Source organism: Methanolinea sp., assembly GCA_030055515.1.
Lineage (GTDB): Archaea > Halobacteriota > Methanomicrobia > Methanomicrobiales > Methanospirillaceae > Methanolinea_A.
This window is the reverse complement of sequence record JASFYI010000001.1, coordinates 524,504-541,028: the sequence shown is the minus strand read 5'-3', so window position 1 is coordinate 541,028 and position 16,525 is coordinate 524,504. Positions and strand designations below refer to the sequence as shown.

General features: G+C 63.9%; 20 protein-coding genes. 3 read left to right on the top strand and 17 right to left on the bottom strand.

Translation table 11 applies throughout. The features are described 5' to 3' along the window. Nucleotides 1-156: 156 nt before the first annotated feature. The gene (locus QFX32_02900) at nt 157-486 is read left to right on the top strand and encodes a hypothetical protein (GenBank protein ID MDI9632988.1); all 330 of its coding nucleotides are present in this window, start codon (nt 157-159) and stop codon (nt 484-486) included. 136 nt (nt 487-622) lie between these two features. Beyond that, nucleotides 623-754, top strand: coding sequence for a hypothetical protein (locus QFX32_02895; protein MDI9632987.1), 132 nt, complete (start codon nt 623-625; stop codon nt 752-754). 32 nt (nt 755-786) lie between these two features. Here QFX32_02895 and QFX32_02890 read toward each other — a convergent pair whose 3' ends face one another. The 10 genes from QFX32_02890 to QFX32_02845 form a co-directional block, all read right to left on the bottom strand. Beyond that, nucleotides 787-1,440, bottom strand: coding sequence for a V-type ATP synthase subunit D (locus QFX32_02890; GenBank protein ID MDI9632986.1), 654 nt, complete (start codon nt 1,438-1,440; stop codon nt 787-789). A 6-nt stretch (nt 1,441-1,446) separates the two neighbouring features. Continuing rightward, a complete protein-coding gene (locus tag QFX32_02885) occupies nt 1,447-2,844 on the bottom strand; it encodes a V-type ATP synthase subunit B (GenBank protein MDI9632985.1) in 1,398 nt (465 codons plus the stop codon). Continuing rightward, nucleotides 2,845-4,584 carry a V-type ATP synthase subunit A gene (locus QFX32_02880; GenBank protein ID MDI9632984.1) on the bottom strand — a complete coding sequence of 580 codons (1,740 nt, stop codon included), beginning with the start codon at nt 4,582-4,584 and terminating at the stop codon, nt 2,845-2,847. It abuts the gene before it with no gap. A gap of 1 nt (nt 4,585) precedes the next feature. Further along, nucleotides 4,586-4,906, bottom strand: coding sequence for a V-type ATP synthase subunit F (locus tag QFX32_02875; protein ID MDI9632983.1), 321 nt, complete (start codon nt 4,904-4,906; stop codon nt 4,586-4,588). Further along, nucleotides 4,899-5,948 (bottom strand): V-type ATPase subunit, encoded by a 1,050-nt coding sequence (locus tag QFX32_02870; protein ID MDI9632982.1) that lies wholly within the window; start codon nt 5,946-5,948, stop codon nt 4,899-4,901. The genes QFX32_02875 and QFX32_02870 overlap by 8 nt, the downstream gene beginning before the upstream one ends. A 2-nt stretch (nt 5,949-5,950) precedes the next feature. Then, nucleotides 5,951-6,535, bottom strand: coding sequence for a V-type ATP synthase subunit E (locus QFX32_02865; GenBank protein MDI9632981.1), 585 nt, complete (start codon nt 6,533-6,535; stop codon nt 5,951-5,953). Nucleotides 6,536-6,632: 97 nt separating this feature from the next. Next, the gene (locus QFX32_02860) at nt 6,633-6,851 is read right to left on the bottom strand and encodes an ATPase (GenBank protein ID MDI9632980.1); all 219 of its coding nucleotides are present in this window, start codon (nt 6,849-6,851) and stop codon (nt 6,633-6,635) included. Between the two features lie 109 nt (nt 6,852-6,960). Continuing rightward, a complete protein-coding gene (locus tag QFX32_02855) occupies nt 6,961-8,874 on the bottom strand; it encodes a V-type ATPase 116kDa subunit family protein (GenBank protein ID MDI9632979.1) in 1,914 nt (637 codons plus the stop codon). Further along, nucleotides 8,874-9,200: a V-type ATPase subunit subunit G family protein gene (locus tag QFX32_02850; protein MDI9632978.1), complete on the bottom strand. Its 327-nt coding sequence runs from the start codon at nt 9,198-9,200 to the stop codon at nt 8,874-8,876. Before QFX32_02850 ends, QFX32_02855 begins: the two co-directional genes overlap by 1 nt. 12 nt (nt 9,201-9,212) lie before the next feature. Continuing rightward, complete coding sequence (locus tag QFX32_02845; protein MDI9632977.1) at nt 9,213-9,380, bottom strand: hypothetical protein; 168 nt, start codon at nt 9,378-9,380, stop codon at nt 9,213-9,215. 186 nt (nt 9,381-9,566) lie between these two features. On the opposite strand from QFX32_02845, the gene QFX32_02840 reads away from it, so the two are divergent. After that, nucleotides 9,567-10,427: a universal stress protein gene (locus QFX32_02840; GenBank protein ID MDI9632976.1), complete on the top strand. Its 861-nt coding sequence runs from the start codon at nt 9,567-9,569 to the stop codon at nt 10,425-10,427. Here QFX32_02840 and QFX32_02835 read toward each other — a convergent pair. Genes QFX32_02835 through QFX32_02805 form a run of 7 tightly spaced genes read right to left on the bottom strand, consistent with a single transcriptional unit; the run spans nt 10,411 to nt 16,504 of the window. Next, nucleotides 10,411-10,575 (bottom strand): hypothetical protein, encoded by a 165-nt coding sequence (locus tag QFX32_02835; GenBank protein MDI9632975.1) that lies wholly within the window; start codon nt 10,573-10,575, stop codon nt 10,411-10,413. The genes QFX32_02840 and QFX32_02835 overlap by 17 nt on opposite strands. Continuing rightward, the gene (locus tag QFX32_02830) at nt 10,572-11,210 is read right to left on the bottom strand and encodes a V-type ATP synthase subunit D (protein ID MDI9632974.1); all 639 of its coding nucleotides are present in this window, start codon (nt 11,208-11,210) and stop codon (nt 10,572-10,574) included. Before QFX32_02830 ends, QFX32_02835 begins: the two co-directional genes overlap by 4 nt. Further along, nucleotides 11,207-12,604, bottom strand: a complete 1,398-nt coding sequence (locus QFX32_02825; GenBank protein ID MDI9632973.1) for a V-type ATP synthase subunit B — start codon at nt 12,602-12,604, stop codon at nt 11,207-11,209. Before QFX32_02825 ends, QFX32_02830 begins: the two co-directional genes overlap by 4 nt. 13 nt (nt 12,605-12,617) lie before the next feature. Then, on the bottom strand, nt 12,618-14,393 hold the full coding sequence (locus QFX32_02820; GenBank protein MDI9632972.1) for a V-type ATP synthase subunit A: 1,776 nt from the start codon (nt 14,391-14,393) through the stop codon (nt 12,618-12,620). Between the two features lie 7 nt (nt 14,394-14,400). Then, entirely contained in the window at nt 14,401-14,700 is a 300-nt protein-coding gene (locus QFX32_02815; protein ID MDI9632971.1) for a V-type ATP synthase subunit F, read from the bottom strand. Beyond that, nucleotides 14,697-15,896, bottom strand: coding sequence for a V-type ATPase subunit (locus QFX32_02810; GenBank protein MDI9632970.1), 1,200 nt, complete (start codon nt 15,894-15,896; stop codon nt 14,697-14,699). The genes QFX32_02815 and QFX32_02810 overlap by 4 nt, the downstream gene beginning before the upstream one ends. Further along, the gene (locus tag QFX32_02805) at nt 15,893-16,504 is read right to left on the bottom strand and encodes a V-type ATP synthase subunit E (protein MDI9632969.1); all 612 of its coding nucleotides are present in this window, start codon (nt 16,502-16,504) and stop codon (nt 15,893-15,895) included. The genes QFX32_02810 and QFX32_02805 overlap by 4 nt, the downstream gene beginning before the upstream one ends. Nucleotides 16,505-16,525: the final 21 nt, after the last annotated feature.

The following is a 16,525-nucleotide window of genomic DNA, read 5'->3' as shown; positions in this document are numbered from 1 at the left end:
ACTATTAATCATTCTGATTTTGATCAAACCGCGTAATCGTGCCTTTTTTCCGATCGGGCAGGTTTTCCGCCACCCGGGCAAGGCAAAGGATTATGCCCCACGACGTCTATTTCCCTTCCGGTTACCCCGGAATTGCGAACGGGGAGGTGGGGGCACATGCCGGACGTGTCGAGGACAGAGATAGGGAGGAGACTGTTCTCCCTCCAGAAGGAGAAGAGTATCGAGCAGGCCATCGAGAAGATACGCAAGAACCTCGGCGATGAATGGAAGGACCTCTCCCAGGAGGACATAGGCTTCCTCAAGGACGCGCTGGGCGACGCGTGGGTCTTCATCGAGAGGAGCACCTGGGAGAAGATCGCGTTCTCCAGGCTCTCGAGGCGCGACGTCCTCGATCTCGTCGCGATAGGGAGGGAAGTGAAGGCAGGCGAGGTGGAACAGAGGGCCGCGGTGGAGAAGATATCCCGCATCCTCACCGCGACGATCTGACCCGCGGGGCGAGGGAGTCAAGGGGAGTCGGCCCCGGACCCGGCATGCAGGGCAGTAGTGCCATGCATTGGTTTATGTCATCCCGCGCGAGAAGATCCGTGGTCGATCTCACACGGGAGAAAAGCAAGGTGATCCCATGAAGTCCTACCGCCACTTGCGCCACGTCCTCGTCACGATGCGCACGGGACACATCCTGCGGAGAGAACCGGGTCTCAAGACGCTGATACATGTCTGCGAGAGGCTCGGGGGAAAAGAGAGAGAGGACTGAAGAGAGAGGCCGAACACCCCACCCTTGGTGCGTCAGGATTGGGGTCTCCCCTTCATCTTCTTCTTCCGGTTGAGTATCTTCTTCACTTTCTTCAGGCGGAAGAGATCCTCGCGTTCCCTCTCCTCGATGGTGATCTTGATGAACTTGGCCTGCCTCTTCAGCTCGGGGATCAGGACCTGCTCGAGCGCGTTGACCCTCCGCCTGTTCATCTGGATCTCGTGGCCGAGCCGCCGGAGCGCGGTCTCGGTCTCCGCGAGGCCGATGATCAGGTCTATCTCCGACTCGAACCGCTCCGCGGTCTCGTCTATCCTCCCGCTCACGCCGAGGATGCTGTAGCCCCTCTCGAGCGAGGGGAGCGAGAACCTCTTCTTCTCGATGACGGGGACGGGGACGCCCATGATGTTCTTGCCCCCGATGTCGAGCGAGATCTGCCTCCGCGTCGCGAAGGAGACGGACCGGAGGGTGACGGGATCGTCCACGGCCTGGGCTATCACGAGGGACATGTACGCGCTCTCCGCGACCGCCTCGAGCTCCTCCCGCGAACGGGAGACCGACCCCATTATCTTGAAGAACTCCTGGATGAGCGCGTCCATCTTCTCGCGCAGGAGGTCCCTCCCCTGCTCCGCGAGCCTGATCTGGGCCCTCTTCCTGATGAGCTCCATCCGGGTGGGATTGACCTGCTCCATTCCCGTTCACCCCGCGCGGTACCTCGGGTGGTACTTCTTTATGTAATCGACCTTGATGCGCTTGAGCTCGTCCTCGGGGAGCTTCGCGAGGAGGTCCCACCCTATCTCGAGGGTCTCGGTGATGGTCCTGTTTGCGTCACCCTGCGTCACGAATTTCTTCTCGAAGTCGTCCGCGAACGAGAGGTAGACCTTGTCGAGCTCGGTGAGTGCCTCCTCCCCGACGATCGCGACGAGGCGCCGGAGGTCCCTGCCGTAAGCATAGGAGGCGTAGAGCTGGTCGGCAACGTTCCTGTGGTCCTCCCGGGTCTTCCCCGGCCCGATGCCGAGGTTCATGAGGCGCGAGAGGCACGGCAGGACATCGATCGGCGGGTCGGCCCCCCTCCTGTAGAGGTCGCGGGAGAGGACGATCTGCCCTTCCGTGATGTACCCCGTGAGGTCCGGGACGGGGTGGGTGATGTCGTCGTCCGGCATCGTGAGGATGGGAATCTGCGTGATCGAACCCTTCGCCCCCTTGATCCGCCCCGCGCGCTCGTAGATAGACGCGAGGTCGGTGTACATGTAGCCGGGGTACCCCCTCCTCCCGGGGACCTCCTCCCTCGCGGTCGAGATCTCGCGCAGCGCCTCGCAGTAGTTCGTCATGTCTGTCAGGATGACGAGGACGTGGAGGTCGTGGGTGTACGCGAGGAACTCGGCGACGGAGAGGGCACACCGCGGCGTCGCGATCCGCTCGATCGTCGGGTCGTCGGCGAGGTTCTGGAAGAAGACGACGCGCTCAAGGGCACCGGTCCTCTCGAACTCGTTCATGAAGTACGCGGCTTCCTTGTGCGTGATGCCCATCGCCACGAAGACCACGGCGAAGGACTCTTCCTTGCCGAGGACCCGGGCCTGCCGCGCGATCTGGGCAGCGAGCTTGTTCGCGGGGAGTCCCGAGCCCGAGAAGATGGGGAGTTTCTGTCCCCGGACGAGGGTATTCAGGCCGTCGATCGCCGACATCCCCGTCTGGATGAAGTCTGAGGGCTTGTCCCTCGCGTACGGATTGATGGGCATCCCCGAGATGTCCACGGTATCCTCCGGGATGATCTCCGGCCTCCCGTCCCGCGGCTTGCCCACGCCCGAGAAGACGCGGCCGAGCATGTCGATGGAGACGTCGATGCAGGGAGACTGGCCGGTGAACCTGACCGACGTCCTCTTGTTGTCCACGCCACTCGTCCCCTCGTATATCTGGACCACGGCGAGGTCCCTCGAGACGTCGAGGACCTGGCCGTTCCGCACTTCCCCGTCCGGGAGAGTGATCTTCGCTGTCTCCCCGAAGGAGACGCCCTTTGGCCTCTCGACGAAGATGAGGGGCCCCGAGACGTAGCTGACCGTCCGGAACTCGCGGTCGACGAGGGACGCGGGTGCCATTTAGTGTTCCACCTCCAGCGCGTCGATCTGCATCCTCACCCTCGCGGCGAGGTCCTTGATCTGGCCGACATCTTTCACCTCTTTCATCCTCGCGATCTCTGCCCGGAGGGGGAGCGAGGAGATCTGCCGCAGGGAGACTCCCCTGTTCAGCGCGTCCCTCGATGCCTCGTAGTAGGCGATGATCGTCGAGAGCATCCAGAACTGCTTCTCGAGGGGGCAGTACGAGTCCGTGTCGCTGTAAGCGCTCTGCTGGAGGAAATCCTCGCGGATCATCCGCGTCACCTCGAGGATGGCCTTCTCGCTCTCGGGGAGCGCGTCGGGGCCAACGAGCTGGACGATCTCCTGGAGTTCCACTTCCTTCTGGAGGAGGTACATCGTCTGGTCGCGCAGTGCCCTCCAGTTGCCCTCCATCCGCTCGGTGTACCACTTCTCGACGCTGTCGAGGTAGAGGGAGTAGCTCTTGATCCAGTTCACGGAGGGGAAGTGGCGCCTGTAGGCGAGGCTCGTGTCGAGCGCCCAGAAGGTGCCCGCGATGCGGAGCGTGTTCTGCGTGATGGGCTCGGAGAAATCGCCGCCGGGCGGGGAGACCGCCCCCACGATCGTGACGGACCCCGTCCTCCCGTCCGGCCCGAGGCAGATGACCCTGCCCGCCCGCTCGTAGAATGCCGCGAGCCTCGTCGCGAGGTACGCGGGGTACCCCTCCTCGCCGGGCATCTCCTCGAGGCGGCCCGATACTTCCCTCAAGGCCTCGCCCCACCGCGACGTCGAGTCGGCCATCAGGGCGACGTCGTACCCCATGTCCCTGTAGTACTCTGCCATGGTGATCCCCGTGTAGATGGATGCCTCACGTGCTGCAACCGGCATGTTGGAGGTGTTCGCGATCAGGATCGTCCTCTGGATGAGGGGGAGTTTCGTGCGCGGGTCGACGAGCTCGGGGAACTCGGAGAGGACATCGGTCATCTCGTTGCCCCTCTCCCCGCACCCTATGTAGATGATCACGTGGGCATCCGACCACTTCGCGAGTGTCTGCTCGGAGACCGTCTTTCCCGTCCCGAAACCGCCGGGGATCATGGCAGTCCCCCCCTTCGTGAGCGGGAAGAGGCAGTCGAATATCCTCTGCCCGGTGATGAGGGGGACCGAGGGATCGAGTTTCCGGACGTAGGGTCTGCCCTTCCTGACGGGCCACTTCTGCATCATCGTGAGGGTCGTCCCGGAGTCGAGCTCGCAGACCGGGTCGGTGACCCTGAAACGGCCTCTCCTGATCTTCTCCACCTTCCCCTCGATCCCGGGCGGGACGAGGATGTAGTGGGTGAAGTGGTACTCCTTCACGGAACCGAGGATGGTCCCCGCGCTCACGCGCGTGCCCTCCTCGACCGCCGGTTCGAACTCCCACTCCGCCTCGCGCGAGAGTCCCGGGGCGGAGATCCCCCTCGATATGAATGGCCCGCTCTTCTTCACGAGTTCCGGGAGGGGACGCTGGACACCGTCGAATATCGACGAGATGAGTCCCGGTCCCAGTTCCACGGAGAGCGGTTGCTCGGTATTCTTCACCGGTTCACCGATCGAGAGACCCGTCGTGTCCTCGTACACCTGGATCACGGCCTGGTCCCCCTCCAGCCGGATGATCTCGCCGGGGAGGGCGAGGGTCCCGACGTGCACGACGTCGTACATCTTGGACCCCCGCATCCCCTCGGCGATCACCACCGGACCGGAAATTCGCGAGATAGTTCCCTCTATCATGCTACCGCCTCACCACGATATTGTAGCCGATCGCCCTCCGGAGGAGGTTCTCGAGGTACCCCGGCCCGCCCCCTGCCCGCGCCCTCCGTGGAATCGGGATGATGATCGGGCGGTATGTCTTCTCTATCCTGTTGAGGAGTTTCTCATCGAGGGCCTGGATGAACTCCTCGTTCACCGCGATTATCCCCGTGTCGTCACGGTGGAGGAGGGGCGGGATGATCTTCCTCGCCTCCGCGGGACCGGCCGCCTCGATCACCTCGGCACCCGCGAGCCGGAAACCGGCAGCGGTGTCCGGGTCGGTGACGACCATGAACTTATACATACCGCAGCTCCTTCTCCAGTTCCGCATCGGAGACGCGCGCATTCTTGCACCGCGCGATGATGCGGAGGTTGATGATCTCGTTCTGCTTGGCCCAGAGGTACCCGATGACGACAGCCCCGCCCAGCGGGTCGCTCCGGTAAACCCCCGTGCCTTTCCTCGTCAGGAACTTGTCGAGTTCCTTCTCGAGGAGGGAAAAGGTCCCGGTCCGCATGGCCTCGGGGATGAGCGGGACGAGGAACGCGTAGGGTGTTCCCTCGAGGTTCTGGACGATCGTGTCGATGTTGCCCGCGGCCACGAGGGCGAGGAACCGTTCTTGCCCGACGTGCTCCCCGCCGGGCAGGAAGTACGCAATCGCCGTCTCCGGCTCCACCCTGTCGCGGTTCATCCGGAGCGCGTTCTTCAGGTTGAGGGAATCGATCTCCTGCCGAAGGAGCCTCCGCATGACCTCGTGGTCTTCGCTTTTTTCCTTGAGGAGGGAGAACGCGTTCTCGTAGTGGAACCGGTCGAGGGCGTACTCGAGTACCGAGATCTCCTTTCCCTTGGCATACTCGTCCATGTGCTGCGTGAGAGGCCGCGCGTACGGGGATTCCCACGTGGCGAGGAGGTCGACGACCCCCCTCACGTCCGGCTGCTTGATGAGTTCCACGAGGAGTGGCTCCCCGAGGGACCCGGCGGGAATCAGGCACTCCTGTATCTCCTCTGAGGAGACGTGGATGTGCTTTCCCCGGAGGATCGTCTTCACGTTGTGGATGTCCCACCGGGAGAGGATGATCCGCACGAGGGGTTCCGCGTCGCTCCCCTCGACGAGGGAGAGGATCTTTTGGCACGTGTGCACGAGGTTCATCCGGAGTGCAGCCTCGATCCCCTTTATCCCCGGGTAGAGGACGCACGCTTCCTGTATCTCCTCCCTGTACGGGGTCTTCTCCAGCTCTGTCACGAGGGAGGGGATATCCTGCTGGACCATCAGTGCATCGAATACCTTCTGCCCGAGCAGCCGACTGTGCATGCCCCTGACCCGCGCGTTGATGTACCCAAGATCCATGCTCATTCCCCGAAGAGAATGTGGCAGATGTCTTTCCTCAAGAGAACCTTCGCCCTCTCGAGCCTCGACTCGAGGGTGTTGTGGACGAGAACCTGGTTATCGGGGGTAGAGACGATGACACCGCCTGCCGTTGTGATGTCCGGGACGACCGCGAACTTCCCGTCCAACCGGGAGACGATCTCCCTGCACAGCGCCTCGTCCCTCGGATCGACGTGGACCTGGACATCCTTTTCCCCCATCTCCGCGAGGGACTCGGAGAGGAGCCAGGAGAAGAGCGCCCTGTAATCTTCCCTTTCCCGGAAATTTCCCATCTGCGAGGCCACGCGCGCGTAGACTGCATGCAGCATTTTCTCCCTCTCCGCGATGTCTGCTGCGCGGGCGTCCTGCCGTGTCTTGTAGAGCAGGCGGTTCCTCCTGTCGGCGACGATCGCCCGGGCACGGGCCATGTACTCCTCCTTTATCGCGCCAGCCCTCTCCTCCGCCTCGCGGACGATCGCCTCCGCCTGCCGGTCCGCGTTCCTGAGAATCTCCTCCTTCTTCTCTTCAGCCGCCGCCTCCATCGACTTTATGAGATCCTCGTACGTCATTCCCGGTCTCTCCCCTTCCGGTATCAGCCCCCTTGCATCCCGTGCGGGGACATCGGCCACGCGCGTCCTGCGCACGGGTATTCCGGTGTCCCCCCCCTCACTCCACCATGATGATGATCATGGATGCGACCACGAAACCGAGGATGACCAGGGTTTCAGGAATCGCTTCGAGGACGATGATGGATCCGGACGTCTCCGGCCTCTCCGCGATCGTCCCCGCTCCCGCGGACCCTATTCGGGACTGTGCCCACGCGGTTCCGATCGCGCCTGCCGCGAACGCAATTGCCGCACCGAGTGGAATTTCCCATCCAGCCATGATTCATTCCTCCTACACCTGTAACATAATCTTGATAATATATAAATTAAATACCTAAACAACATGCTCTAAAAAAATACGGTATTTTAACGGGAATTAGTGCACTCGCTCAGTCGGTCTTCTTCTCCCTTCCAAAAGGCCTGTACTCGATCCCGCCCCCCTCGTAGAACTTCGAGTAGAACTCGACGATGTGGAGACGGACAGAGTGCAGGGACGGGCTGAACATCGCGAGGATGATGTTGAGAGCGTGGAGGAGTGCCGCGATGACGATCCCCGCGACGAGGACCCCTATCGCGCCCCCAAGCTCGTTCGCGACGATCGCGAGGATGACCGATGCCATCCCGATCGCCATTATCCTCGCGTAGGAGAGGATGTTTCCAATGGTGCTCATCACCTCGATGACGCCCATCGTCCCGCCACCGTACACGAGGAGCGGGAGGAACGCGACGATGATCACGGCCGAGACGATCATCGTGAAAGACGGGAGGACTCCCGTGAACGCGAGGAGGAGGAGGATGATCCCGAGGACTATCCCCATCATCCCCGCCTTCTCGCAGAGGTGCTTCTTCTGCTTCCTCGCGTAGGCATTCAGGATGCCGAGGGAGAGCCCGACGAAGATGTGGATGACCCCTATGGCGATGGCGAGCACGAGCAGGGGGATCATCGCCTCGACCCTGTTCCACGTGATGCCGAGGAAGTGGACAGGGTGGAGGAGGCCCACGTGTTCGCCGAAATCGCCGAAGAACTCGCCGAAGAGGAACCCGAAGAATATCGTCGGGAAGGAAGATATCACCATGATGTTCATGAGCTGCTGCAGCCACTCGACTTTCGGGAATTTCCACTTCATCGCGAGGCCAAACCCGAGGATGCATAGGCCGTAACCCACGTCGCCGACGATGATCCCGAAGAAGATGGGGAAGAAAAAGGCGAGGAGGGGGCTAGGGTCTATCTCGATGTACTTCGGCGGCGAGACGAGCTTCATGAAGAACTCGAACGGCTTGACTATCCACGGGTTGTCGTAGAACGTGGGCGCGTGTTCCATCTCCTCGGGGGGGACGGGGATCTCCGTCATCACCACCCTGTCCCCGAAGTTTGCCCTGAGGGCTTCCTGCGTCTTCTTGAAGAATTTCTTCGGGATCCAGCCCTTTATCATGATGGTGTGCTCGGACTGCCCGAACTTGTCGAGCGAGCGGAGTTCTTCGAGGCGGTCCTCGAGGAGGCGTGCCATGACGGAAAGGTCCGTCTGCCACTTGGCCGAGAGCTCCCCGAGTTCCCTGTCGATCTCCGCCATCTCCCTCGCGATATCCCCTTTCCTCCTGTCGATGAGGGAGAGCGCGTCCTGTAGGTGCATGTTTGCGTATTCCTCGGGGACCCGCAGTTCGTTCACGTTCTGGGAGAAGAGGAACGAGTGGACCTCCTGGGAGTACTTCTTGTTGAAGACCGTGATCGCCGCGGTCGTCGTCTCGTCGAGGTCTGCAGCGATGAACTCGAACTGGTTGTTCGTGATGGCCTTGAGCTGCGGCTTGATGAGGTCGAGGACGTCGCTGTATTCCCTCTGGATGAGGAGGACGCTCACCTCGAATCCCTCGAGGATGGGCAGCCTGCTCTCGAGGGGCTGTATTTTCTGCATGACCTTCGCGTACCTCTCGAGCGTCGTCCTCGCAAGCTCGAGGTCCCCCTTGCGCGTCGCGAGTTCGCGGACCCGCGACTCGAGCGCGTGGACCATTTCCCTCGCTTCGGAGAGGAGCTCGTCCGTCGTTTTCTTCCGCAACTCCGCGGTCTTTCTCTCGACTTCCGACTCGTTGGGCTTCCCCGGGAGAATGCGCGCGATCCCGTGGATCTTCAGGAGGAGAGACGATATCTCGTCGGTCTTTCCCGTCTCCATGGGGGAGAACACGGGGTCGTCGGAGGGAACGGGGATGTCCTGGAGGTGGACCGTCCCCTCCTGGTAGAGGACGTCGACGATGCGCTGGTAGTCCTTTTTCGGGCCGACTACCAGTATGTTCTTCATCTTCTGGAGCATCAGGGACCCTTGGGTGCAACGTGGCCGAGGACGAGCGTTGCCGCCTCCTCGATCCTCGCGGTTGCCTTCGCCACGACCTGGTTCCGCTCGGAGAGCGATCTCTCCTCTATCTCCCGGATCTCGCGCTCGAGTGCCTCCTGCTGCTCCTCGATGAACCGCGCTGACGCCCTTTCTGCCTCCTCCCGCGCGCCCTGGAGTATGGCATCCGCTCTCTCGCGGGCCCTCGCGACCTTCTCCTCTGCCTCTTTCTCGGCCTTCTCTGTCAGGGCCTTAAGCTCGAGCTCCTTTCTCCTCACGATTTCAAGAAGGGAGGATTCCTTTTCCATGGTCTCTCCTCTTCAGAGCAGTCCGTGCCGGGACTTGAGGAGCCGCGTGACACCGGGAGGGTGGGGCGCGGGTGCGGGCGCTGGCTTCGGCATGGCCTTGGCTCTCTCCAAGCGCTCCATGCACCGCTTCAGTGCGAGGTTCTTGAGCCTCTCAATAGCATCCTCGGATATCACTGCCATACGCCAGTGTCACGCACCCCTCGGGGGTCGCTTTACAATTGCTCGCTGTCTATAAATAATTTGCTGTTACCGGCACCTCTCCCGCACAATTCTCCGGATTCACGGCCCGCTTCCTCTCCGCCCCGCGCAGGATTATATGCTCTCCGGTGGAATAGAATGCGAGAGTATTCCCGGTGTGATCACCCCATGTTCTCGCGTATTCTCTTCCCCACGGACTTCTCGGAGTATGCAAAGGAGACTCTGGACTGCATTGCCGGATTCCCGGACGTAAAAGAAGTCATCCTCCTGCACGTCATCGATACCTCGAGGCCGGGCTTTGCGAAATGGGGAATCGCGATGATGGAAGAACAGGCGAGGAAGCAGCTCGAGGGCGAGTGCGCTATCCTCCAGAGCCAGGGAATCAAGGCGAGTTCCCTCCTGCGCACCGTGCCCCGCGGTCCCGTCGGGGAGATGGTCGTGCGGGTGGCAAACGAGGTCTCGCCCTCGCTCGTGCTCGTGGGCGCGCGCGGGAAGAGCATCCTCCGCGACATCCTGCTGGGGAGCGTCTCGGGCTACGTCCTCCGTTACTCCCCGTGCAGCGTCCTGATCATGAAGTACCGCATGATAGAGGGGTTCAGGGGGAGGACATTCGAGAAGTTCTGCCCGCGCATCCTCTCCAAGGTCCTGTGCCCGACTGATTTCTCGGGACCCGCGCGCGAGGCACTCGGGAGGCTGACCCAGCTCTCCGGGCTCTCCGAGGTCGTCCTCCTCCACGTCGTCGACAGCGGGGAGAGCGAGGAAGAGGTGGCCGCGATGCGCGAGGCGGCACAAAAAGAGCTCGAGAGAGAGGCGGAGGCCCTTTCGGAGAAGAAGGTATCTGCCCGGTGCGTCGTCCGGGTCGGGAACCCGGTGGAAGAGATCGCCCGCTGCGCAGACGAGGAGGACGTCTCCCTCATCGCGCTCAGCTCGCACGGGAGGGGCTGGCTCGGGGGACTCATCCCGGGGAGCGTCGCGCAGGGGGTCGCGAGAATCGCCCACAGGCCGGTCCTCGTCATCCGTGGAACGTGACGACCGCGTACAGGAAGACGAGGAGCCCCGCGACGAGCACGAAGTAGACGAGGTACTGGAGGACGAGGAAGAAGAAGGCAATTTTTGCCCTCGCCTCCGGGCGGCGGAGGACCGCGTCGAGCAGGGGATCCCTGTACGCCGGGCTCACGCGGCCTCCCCCTTCAGGTGCTTGATCCGCTTCCTTCGGAACTGGTCCTCCCTCTCCCTCTCTTCAAGGTGCATCTCGATGTATTTCCGCGTCGACTGGAGGCGCGGGATGAGGATCTTCTCGAGGGCGTTCACCCGCCGGCGCGTCTTCTGTATCTCGCGCGCCAGTCTCTCCAGTGTCCCGGCCTTTTCCGCGAGCACGATCATCTCGCGCGTGGCCTCCTCCCACTTTGCCGACGCGGTATCGAGGGCAGAGGGTGTGCCGAGGATGGCATAGCCCCTCTCGTGGACGGGGAGGGGTCCCGGCGGCAGGGCCGGCACCCGGACCCCCATCACGAGGCGCGTGCCGAGGGGAATGTCGGGGAGGGCGGGAGACGAGAACGCGATGGAATCCACGGTGTCGGTCCCCGCAATCATCTCGGCGAGCGCGAGCGCGGAGAGCGCGGAGCGGTACGCCTCGATGGCCCGCCGCCTCTGGGCGAGGTAAGCCTCCCTGTGCTCGTAGAACGCGACCACCATCGCGTCGAGTTTCTCCTGGAGGAGGTCGTGCCCCCTCCGCGCGAGGAGTTCCTGCTTCTTCAGCTTCAGGAGCTCGATCCTCGTCGGCCGGACCCCGCTCCTCCCCCGGCCGCTCACTCTCCTCTCCCCCTGTGCGCCGGGTGGTACTTCCTGATGAACGAGACGTCGATCCTCCGGAGCTCTGCCTCGGGGAGGAGGGAGAGGAGGTCCCATGCCCGGTCGAGTGTCGCCTCGAACGAGCGCATCTCCTCGGGTCCCTGCGCGATGAATTCCCGCTCGAACCGGTCCGCGAACCTGATGTAGGTACGGTCGATCTCCGAGAGCCCTTCTTCACCCACGACCGCAACGAGGCTCTTCAACCTGATGCCCTGCGAGTACGCAGCGTAGAGCTGGTTGTTGACCTGGGCGTGGTCTTCCCTCGTCCTCCCGGGCCCTATCCCGCCCTGCATGAGGCGGGAGAGGCAGGGGAGCGGGTTGATGGGGGGGTAGATGCCCTTCCTGTGCAGGTCCCTCGAGAGGACGATCTGCCCCTCCGTGATGTACCCCGTGAGGTCGGGCACGGGGTGCGTGATGTCGTCGTCGGGCATCGTCAGGATGGGTATCTGCGTGATGGAGCCCGGCCGGCCCTTTATCCGGCCCGCCCTCTCGAATATGCTCGCGAGGTCCGTGTACATGTACCCCGGGTACCCCCTCCTCCCCGGGACCTCCTCGCGCGCGGCCGAGATCTCCCTCAGTGCCTCGCAGTAGTTGGTGAGGTCCGTGAGGACCACGAGGACGTGCATCCCCTTCTCGAAGGCGAGGAACTCGGCTGTCGTGAGTGCGAGCCGGGGCGTGATGATCCGCTCGATGGCGGGATCGTCGGCGAGGTTGAGGAAGATGACTGCCCGCTCGAGTGCACCCGTCCGGGTGAAGTCGGAGACGAAGAACGAAGCCTCCTCGTGGGTGATTCCCATCGCGGCGAAGACTACCGCGAAGTGCTCTTCCTGTCCCCTGACCCTCGCCTGCCGGGTGATCTGGGCCGCGATGAGGTTGTGCGGCAGCCCTGCACCGCTGAATATGGGGAGTTTCTGCCCGCGGACGAGGGTGTTCATCCCGTCGATGACCGAGATTCCCGTCTGGATGGAATCCCTCGGGTGCTCCCTCGCGTCCGGGTTGATGGGCGAGCCGTGGATGTCCCTTTCTTCCTCGCCCACGGGGGGTGCACTCCCGTCGAGGGGCCGGGCAATCCCGTCGAATATCCTCCCGAGCATGTCCTCCGTGACCGGGATGTGCATTGTCCTCCCCGTGAACCGCGCCGTCGTCGTGCTCGTGTCGAGGTCGCGCGTCGTCCCGAAGACCTGGACGATCGCCCTCGATGTCCGCGACTCGAGGACCTGCCCGAGCCTCTTTTCGCCCGTGGAGAGGGTAATCTCGACGACCTCGCCGTACGCGACGCCAGAAACGCCGTCCACGACCATGAGGGGCCCGTGGATCTCGGTCACGGACCGGAACTCGCGTGCTCCCCTCTGCATTCCTGCCTGCATCTCACGTCCTCCCGAGGGCGGAGAATTCCTCCCTCATCTGGCGGTCGAGGTCGGAGAAGACCTCTTCTGCGTCCCTCTCCGGGACCGTTCCCATGCGGGCGAGCCGGGACTTCGAGGGGAGGGACCGGATTGCCTCCGCGGGGACGCCGGACGAGACGGCGCGGCGCGCGAGGTCAAAGAAGGCAAAGACGGTTTCCACCATCCTGTAGAGCTTCCTTGGGGACGTGTAGGTGTCCTCGGGGTGGAACGCGTACTGCATGAGGATGCTCTCGCGGATCACCTCGGCCTCGAGGAGAGTGAGCCGATCGCCCTCGGGGAGGACCTCGGGGCCGACCAGCTTGACCATCTCCTCGAGTTCGCTCTCCTTCTGGAGGATCGCCATGATCTCGCCCTTCATCTCCTCCCACCGGGGACCGACGTTCGCGTGCCACCACGCGTTGACGACGTGCGTGTAGAGCGAGTAGGACGTGAGCCAGTTGATGGCAGGGAAGTGCCTGCGGTACGCGAGGTCCGAGTCGAGTGCCCAGAATACCTTCACGATCCGCAGCGTGTTCTGGGTCACCGGCTCTGAGAAGTCGCCCCCCGGCGGCGACACTGCGCCGATGACAGATACCGACCCTTCCCTCTCCTCCGTTCCGATCGTCCTGACCCTCCCCGCGCGCTCGTAGAAGTCCGCGAGCCGGGACCCGAGGTACGCGGGGTACCCTTCTTCCCCCGGCATCTCCTCGAGCCTCCCGGATATCTCCCTCATCGCCTCGGCCCACCGCGACGTGGAATCTGCCATGAGCGCGACCTTGTACCCCATGTCCCGGTAGTACTCCGCGATCGTCATCCCCGTGTAAACCGACGCCTCCCTCGCGGCGACCGGCATGTTGCTCGTGTTCGCGATGAGGACCATGCGGTTGATGAGCGGGAGACCCGTCCGGGGGTCCTCAAGGTGCGGGAACTCCGCGAGGACGTCGGCCATCTCGTTCCCCCTCTCCCCGCACCCGACGAAGATGACGATGTCTGCACTCGCCCACTTCGCGAGCTGGTGCTGGACCACGGTCTTGCCCGACCCGAAGGGCCCGGGTATCGCGGCTGTCCCCCCGATCGCGATTGGGAAGAGGAGGTCGATGACCCTCTGCCCCGTGAGGAGGGGATCTGTCGGGTCGAGTTTCCGCGCGATGGGCCGCGCCGCCCTCACGGGCCAGTACTGGACCATCGGGAGTTCTCTCCCGGCGTCCCCGGACCGGAGGGTGCACACCGGTTCCGTGATGGTGTACCTGCCCTCTTCAGCGACCCACGTGACGGTGCCACTCACGCCGGGGGGGACCATGACGCGGTGGGGAACGGAAGGCCTCTCCTGCACGTCGCCGAGGATATCGCCACCCTGTACAAAATCGCCCGGTTTTGCGCGGGGGACGAACTCCCACTTTTCGCGGGTGTCGAGGGCAGGGATGTCGATCCCCCTCCCGATGAAATCGCCGGTAGCCTCGCGCATCTTCGCGAGCGGTCTCTGGATGCCGTCGAATATCGTGCCGAGGAGGCCCGGCCCGAGCGCCACGGAGAGCGACCTCCCCGTTCCCCTCACGGGCTCGCCGGGCACCGTGCCAGAAGTCTCCTCATACACCTGTATCGTTGCCCTGTCGTTCTCGAGCGCGATGATCTCGCCGATGAGGCCGGCCTCGCCCACGCGGACGATCTCGAACATGCGCGCCCCCCTCATCCCCTCGGCGACGACAACGGGTCCCGTGACCCTGACGATCGAGCCCGGCCGATCCACCTCTCTCTCCATCCCTGTCTCACTCCAGTCCGGCAATCCTCTCGAAATCCTCCCCGCGGGACTCGTCTTCTCCCGATCCCTCCGGGAGCGCGATGACCACGGGGTACCCGTCGCGGGCTCCCTCCGCTGCCCTGACGAGGGCCGAGAGATCGCGCCTGAACCGCGCCGGGACGATGACGATCCCGATAGAGGGATCCCGCAGCAGTCTCGGGAGGACATCCCTCGCGTCCTCCACCTTCTCCGCGGTGTAGAGGTCCTTCACCCCGGCGAGCGCGAATCCCCTTACCATTCTCCTGCTCCCGACGACCGCGATCCTCACGCCGATGCCCCCTCCGCAACGAGCCACTTCCCGATCTCGGTGACGGGAACCCCCTCCGAGAGCGAGTGGAATATGAGGCGGAGGTTGCGCGCCTCGAACTTCCGCGCGACCGCGAACATGATGAGGGGCCCGCCCTTTAAGTGGTGGACCTGCGAGAGCGCGATGACTTTCGCGAGCAGGAACCTGTCGAGGGCGACCTCCAGCCTCGAGATGTCCGGTTCCCCCGCCTCGGGGAGTGCGCGCGAGAGCACATCGTAGTACTCCGTCCCGGCCATCAGGGTCACGATCTCCCTCGCCCCCCTGTTCTCATAAAGCTGCACGAGGCGCCACTCCTCGTAGACGGCACCGCCAGGAACGAACATTCCCGAGACGACGTCCGCAGGGAGCGCCTGCTGCCGCGCGCGCAGGAGGGTGAGGATGTTGACCACGTCGGTGTATACCCCGAGGAACCCGGCGACGGCGGGGAGGTGGGTGGGATCGACGTTCACGCGCGAGTGGTTCAGGCCCTGCAGGGCGTGTTTCCAGAGGGCGTTCTCGACGCGCACGAGGGACCTCTCCTGCTCGTAGGCGGGGAGGACTGCCGAAATGACAGGTTCGTGGGGAGTGCCCCGGAGTCTCGCCGCGAGTTCGCGCATCTCGGAGATGCCGTCGAGGTTCCTCACCCGGTCGGGCGTGAGGCAGCCGACGGGGATGAGCCGCGACGCGTCGATTCCCTTCCCCGCGCGGGAATGGACCATCCTCGCCGCTCGGACGAGCTGTTCTGTCTCGAGGACCCCGAGGTACGCCGAGAAGAACGGCTTTATGCTCTCCGGGACCGTGCCCGCGAGCGAGACGAACTCGGAGATGTACCACTCGTCGAGGATCCTGTCGATGGCCTCGGGCGTGGCATCGTCCGGGATGGCTATCCCCGCGCCCGCCTCCCGGACCGCTGCACTCGCGTCGAATGTGTTCCGCGCCTCCTGCACCCGGGCGAGGACGTCGGGACGGACGAACGGATTTCCTATCGCCTTCACCCGGGCGACGGGGTAGGCGAACCGGGCGATCGTGAACAGTTCCCTGAAGTACCCGATGAACGTGACGACGGCGACGAGGAGGAAGACGAGGAGTCCGAGGGCAAGGACCGCGAGGATCCCCGGGTCCACCCCGACTCCTGCCGCAAAGTCGTCGACGAGCCTTGCCACCCCGTCGCCCGTCATGCCTTCACCCCGCCATCCCCAAAGAGGATCCGCGCCACCCCGGCCGCGATCTCGCCCCGCATCCGCTCGAACCGGGCCTCGACGGTGTTATTGACGCTCACGGTGCCGTCGGGACTCCTCACGACGACCCCCCCGGCGGTCGCGAGCGGCCTGTCGGAGAGCCTGCACCGGACGGGACCGCCGGCATTTTCCTTCGCGAACGATTCCGCGAGGGGCCTGTCGGCAGGGTGGAACTCGAGGACGGCTTCCCCCTGCCCGAGGAGAGCGATCCCCTCCGCGGCGAGCCTTGAGAATATGCGGGGGTACTCGGGACTCTCCCTTACGCGGGAGAGGCGGCCCCTCGCTCCCGCGAGTGCACCGTCGATTGCCTTCTCCCGGGCAGACCTGAGGATCCTCCTCGCCTCGATCCGCGACTGGGAGAGGAGCTGCGCGCACATCCTCGCGGTCTCTTCCCTCCCCGAGGCGAGGATGTCCCGCGCCTGCCGCTCTGCCTCCGCGCGGGCCCGCGCGAGGATCCGTTCCGCCTCCATCCCCGCCCTCTCCTTCGTCCTTTCGGCCTCCGCCCGCGCATCCGAGAGGATGCGCTGCTCGATCTGCTCGACGCTCATCTCCCGACACGCTCCACGGCC

Coding starts and splice junctions, on each gene's coding strand:
- QFX32_02855 (MDI9632979.1), bottom strand. CDS start 8,874: ATGCTCCAGAAGATGAAGAACATACTGGTAGTCGGCCCGAAAAAGGAC.
- QFX32_02865 (MDI9632981.1), bottom strand. CDS start 6,535: ATGACGTACGAGGATCTCATAAAGTCGATGGAGGCGGCGGCTGAAGAG.
- QFX32_02825 (MDI9632973.1), bottom strand. CDS start 12,604: ATGCAGAGGGGAGCACGCGAGTTCCGGTCCGTGACCGAGATCCACGGG.
- QFX32_02875 (MDI9632983.1), bottom strand. CDS start 4,906: ATGTATAAGTTCATGGTCGTCACCGACCCGGACACCGCTGCCGGTTTC.
- QFX32_02805 (MDI9632969.1), bottom strand. CDS start 16,504: ATGAGCGTCGAGCAGATCGAGCAGCGCATCCTCTCGGATGCGCGGGCG.
- QFX32_02850 (MDI9632978.1), bottom strand. CDS start 9,200: ATGGAAAAGGAATCCTCCCTTCTTGAAATCGTGAGGAGAAAGGAGCTC.
- QFX32_02840 (MDI9632976.1), top strand. CDS start 9,567: ATGTTCTCGCGTATTCTCTTCCCCACGGACTTCTCGGAGTATGCAAAG.
- QFX32_02820 (MDI9632972.1), bottom strand. CDS start 14,393: ATGGAGAGAGAGGTGGATCGGCCGGGCTCGATCGTCAGGGTCACGGGA.
- QFX32_02860 (MDI9632980.1), bottom strand. CDS start 6,851: ATGGCTGGATGGGAAATTCCACTCGGTGCGGCAATTGCGTTCGCGGCA.
- QFX32_02890 (MDI9632986.1), bottom strand. CDS start 1,440: ATGGAGCAGGTCAATCCCACCCGGATGGAGCTCATCAGGAAGAGGGCC.
- QFX32_02845 (MDI9632977.1), bottom strand. CDS start 9,380: ATGGCAGTGATATCCGAGGATGCTATTGAGAGGCTCAAGAACCTCGCA.
- QFX32_02895 (MDI9632987.1), top strand. CDS start 623: ATGAAGTCCTACCGCCACTTGCGCCACGTCCTCGTCACGATGCGCACG.
- QFX32_02870 (MDI9632982.1), bottom strand. CDS start 5,948: ATGGATCTTGGGTACATCAACGCGCGGGTCAGGGGCATGCACAGTCGG.
- QFX32_02900 (MDI9632988.1), top strand. CDS start 157: ATGCCGGACGTGTCGAGGACAGAGATAGGGAGGAGACTGTTCTCCCTC.
- QFX32_02885 (MDI9632985.1), bottom strand. CDS start 2,844: ATGGCACCCGCGTCCCTCGTCGACCGCGAGTTCCGGACGGTCAGCTAC.
- QFX32_02810 (MDI9632970.1), bottom strand. CDS start 15,896: ATGACGGGCGACGGGGTGGCAAGGCTCGTCGACGACTTTGCGGCAGGA.
- QFX32_02880 (MDI9632984.1), bottom strand. CDS start 4,584: ATGATAGAGGGAACTATCTCGCGAATTTCCGGTCCGGTGGTGATCGCC.